The sequence below is a fragment of the Stenotrophomonas sp. P5_B8 genome (assembly GCF_054049855.1).
This window is the reverse complement of record NZ_JBFULO010000456.1, coordinates 1-2,931: the sequence shown is the minus strand read 5'-3', so window position 1 is coordinate 2,931 and position 2,931 is coordinate 1. Positions and strand designations below refer to the sequence as shown.

General features: G+C 66.3%; 3 protein-coding genes. 1 reads left to right on the top strand and 2 read right to left on the bottom strand.

The features are described from left to right. The coding region (locus ACXJKH_RS17955) for a glycoside hydrolase family 2 protein (protein ID WP_457321365.1) at window positions 1–1,382 on the top strand (1,382 nt) is incomplete at its 5' end. Window positions 1,383–1,494: 112 nt separating this feature from the next. Here the strand turns inward: ACXJKH_RS17955 and mtnC are convergent. Continuing rightward, the gene (gene mtnC / locus ACXJKH_RS17950; protein WP_457321363.1) at window positions 1,495–2,193 is read right to left on the bottom strand and encodes an acireductone synthase; all 699 of its coding nucleotides are present in this window, start codon (window positions 2,191–2,193) and stop codon (window positions 1,495–1,497) included. 3 nt (window positions 2,194–2,196) lie between these two features. Further along, window positions 2,197–2,760: a 1,2-dihydroxy-3-keto-5-methylthiopentene dioxygenase gene (locus ACXJKH_RS17945; RefSeq protein ID WP_457321361.1), complete on the bottom strand. Its 564-nt coding sequence runs from the start codon at window positions 2,758–2,760 to the stop codon at window positions 2,197–2,199. Window positions 2,761–2,931: the final 171 nt, after the last annotated feature.

Sequence of the window (2,931 nt, the reverse complement as noted above, 5' to 3'; positions counted from 1 at the left end):
TCGCCGACGAGCTGGGCCTGCTGGTCTGGCAGGACTTCATGTTCGGCGGCGGCATGCAGCCCGGCTACGATCCGGCGTTCCGCGCCAATGTGGTCGCCGAAGCGCGCGACAACGTGCGCCGGCTGCGCCACCATCCCAGCGTGGTCCTGTGGTGTGGCAACAACGAGGAAGAAACCGCGTGGAAAGACTGGGGCCATGGTCGCGACCTCACCGCTGCCGATCCGGCATTCGCGGCGAAGGTCTGGCAGGGCTACGTGGACCTGTTCGGCAACGACCTGCGCCAGGTGGTGGCCGAAGAGGGCCTGGGCGTGCCGTACTGGTCCAGCTCGCCCAGCAACGACCTGGACGACAAGGCCAACGATTCCACCCGTGGCGACAAACACTACTGGCAGGTGTGGGGCAACCCGGCGCTGCCGGTGACCGCCTACCTGCGCGAGACGCCGCGCTTCATGTCCGAATACGGGCTGCAGGCCTGGCCGTCGCTGCGCACGCTGGACGGCATCATTCCGGTCGCCGAGCAGCAGGTGGACAGCGCCACGGTGCGCGCCCACCAGAAATTCATGGCGGGCGAGGGCAACCAGCGCCTGTTGAAGTACATCGAAGACGAGTACGGCGCGCCGCGCGATTTCCCGGCGTTCGTGTACCTCAGCCAGGTGATGCAGGCCGACGGCATCCAGCTGGCCGCGCTGCACCACCGCGCGTCACGGCCGTACACGATGGGCTCGCTGTACTGGCAGCTCAACGATGTGTGGCCGGGGGCGTCGTGGTCCAGCATCGACTACGCAGGCCGCTGGAAGGCGCTGCATTTCCACGCGAAACGCTTCTTTGCCGACCGGGCGGTGGCGGCGTTGCGTGATGACGGGGTGACCCGGGTAAGCCTGCTCAATGATCGCCAGCAGGGATTCCAGGCGACATGGCGGCTGCGCGTGATTGATCTGGATGGGACGCTGCGCCACCAGCAGCGGCACACCGTGGCGTTGCCGCCGCTGTCGGCGTTGGAGGTGGGCCGGTACGAGGATGCATCGCTGCTGCACGGGGCGGATCCGACGCGGACCGTGGCGGTGGTCGAACTGCTGGATGGAACGCAGGTGCTGTCGCAGCAGGTGGTGTACTTCGCCGCGGCCAAGGACCTTGCGCTGACACGGACGAAGATCGACAGCGACCTGCGTGCCGATGGCGAAGGCTATGTGCTCACGTTGCGTTCGCCAACGCTGGTGCGCGCGTTGTGGATCGACTTCGACGACCGGGATGCCACGCTGGACGATAACGCGCTGGACCTGGTGCCGGGGGAGGCGAAGACCCTCCGCCTGCGCAGCGATGCGGACCTGGACACGCTGCGCAGCACGCTCCGCCTCACCTCACTGGCCGACGTCCTGCGGTAGAGCCACGCCACGCGTGGTTGGGCGCGGTGCCGGGGAGTGCGCGACGTGCAGCCACGCATGGCGTGGCTCTACCCATCCGGTCGTGCCTGGCTTCAGGGCGGGCAGCGTGGCGCTACAGCGTGATCTGCTGGAAATTCTCGACGCGGTCATGGCCATGCGTGGCTTCACCGCTGCGCGGCAGCGGGTAGTCGTCCAGGCGGTCGAGCAGGCGGGTCTGCAGGCCGGCTTCGCGGGCGGCATCCAGCTCTTCGACCACGTCGGACAGGAACACGATCTGCCCGGCCGGTACGCCGATCGCCTTGACGATATGGCGGTAGCTGTCGGCCTCACGCTTGCCGCCGACTTCGGTGTCGAACCATCCCGAGACCAGACCGGTCAGGTCGCCGGCGTCGCTGAAACCGAAGAACAGCTTCTGCGACGGCACCGAGCCGGACGAGTACACGTACAGCGGCTTGCCTTGCGCATGCCAGCCCTTCAGCACCGCCGCCACTTCCGGATAGAAGTGCGCCTTGTAGTCGCCGTTGCGGTAGCCGCTTTCCCAGATCATGCCCTGCAGCGCCTTCAGGGCCGTGTGCTTGCGGTCCTGGTCGATCCAGCCCTGCAGGGTTTCCACGATCAGGCTGTCCTGGCAGGCACCGCCGATCTCCACGGCCACCGCGTCCAGCCAGCGGCGTACCTCCGGCTGCTGGCCATGCGCGGCGACGAACGCCGGCAGTGCCTTGCGTGCATACGGAAACAGCACGTTCTTGACGAACGAAATGCTGCTGGTGGTGCCTTCGATATCGGTGAGGATGACAGTGGGATGCGGCATGGATCAGTCGGCCTGGTGCTGTGCGGGGTGGTAACGCGGGAACTGCTGGGCGATGTCGCTGCCGGTGAAATGACCGATCCAGCCATCGGCCTCGGTGAAGAAGCGGATCGCCACGAAATTGGGTTCTTCGCCCATGTCGAACCAATGGGTGATGCCGTCGGGCACGGCGATCAGGTCGTTCTTGACGCACTCGATCTCGTAGACCTTGCCGTCCACGTGCAGGGTGAACAGCCCGGAGCCGGCGACGAAGAAGCGCACCTCGTCTTCCTTGTGGAAGTGTTCGTCGAGGAACTTCTTTCGCAGTTCGGCGCGGTTGGGGTTGTCCGGGGCGATCGAGGCCACGTCCACGCTCTTGAAGCCGTGCTGGGCGACCAGGCGGTCGATGTCGGTACGGTAGGCAGCGAACACCTCGTCCTGGCTCGCGCCTGGGGCGACCTCATGGGCCGCCTGCCAGCGCTCGAAGGTGACGCCGATCTTCTTCAGTTCGGCTGCGATCGCGTCGCCATCGCGGCTGTCGAACCGTGCGGTATCCGGGGCGGTGTCGTCAAATATACGGAGTCGGCTCATGGCGGCGGCAGCGAGGCGAAAGGGGGGAAGGAAAGGGTACCAGCGCAGCGCCGGATGCGGGGACGTGGGCTGATGGTGAACGACGGAATACAGATTCCCTTCAGGWATCTGGAGGGTCCACAGCCCACACGGTGGTGCCGGCCGCTGGCCGGCGCTTCATGAACGTTGGAA

Excerpts from the sequence above, each read along its gene's own strand:
- mtnC (WP_457321363.1), bottom strand. The coding sequence starts at position 2,193 with ATGCCGCATCCCACTGTCATCCTCACCGATATCGAAGGCACCACCAGC.
- ACXJKH_RS17945 (WP_457321361.1), bottom strand. The coding sequence starts at position 2,760 with ATGAGCCGACTCCGTATATTTGACGACACCGCCCCGGATACCGCACGG.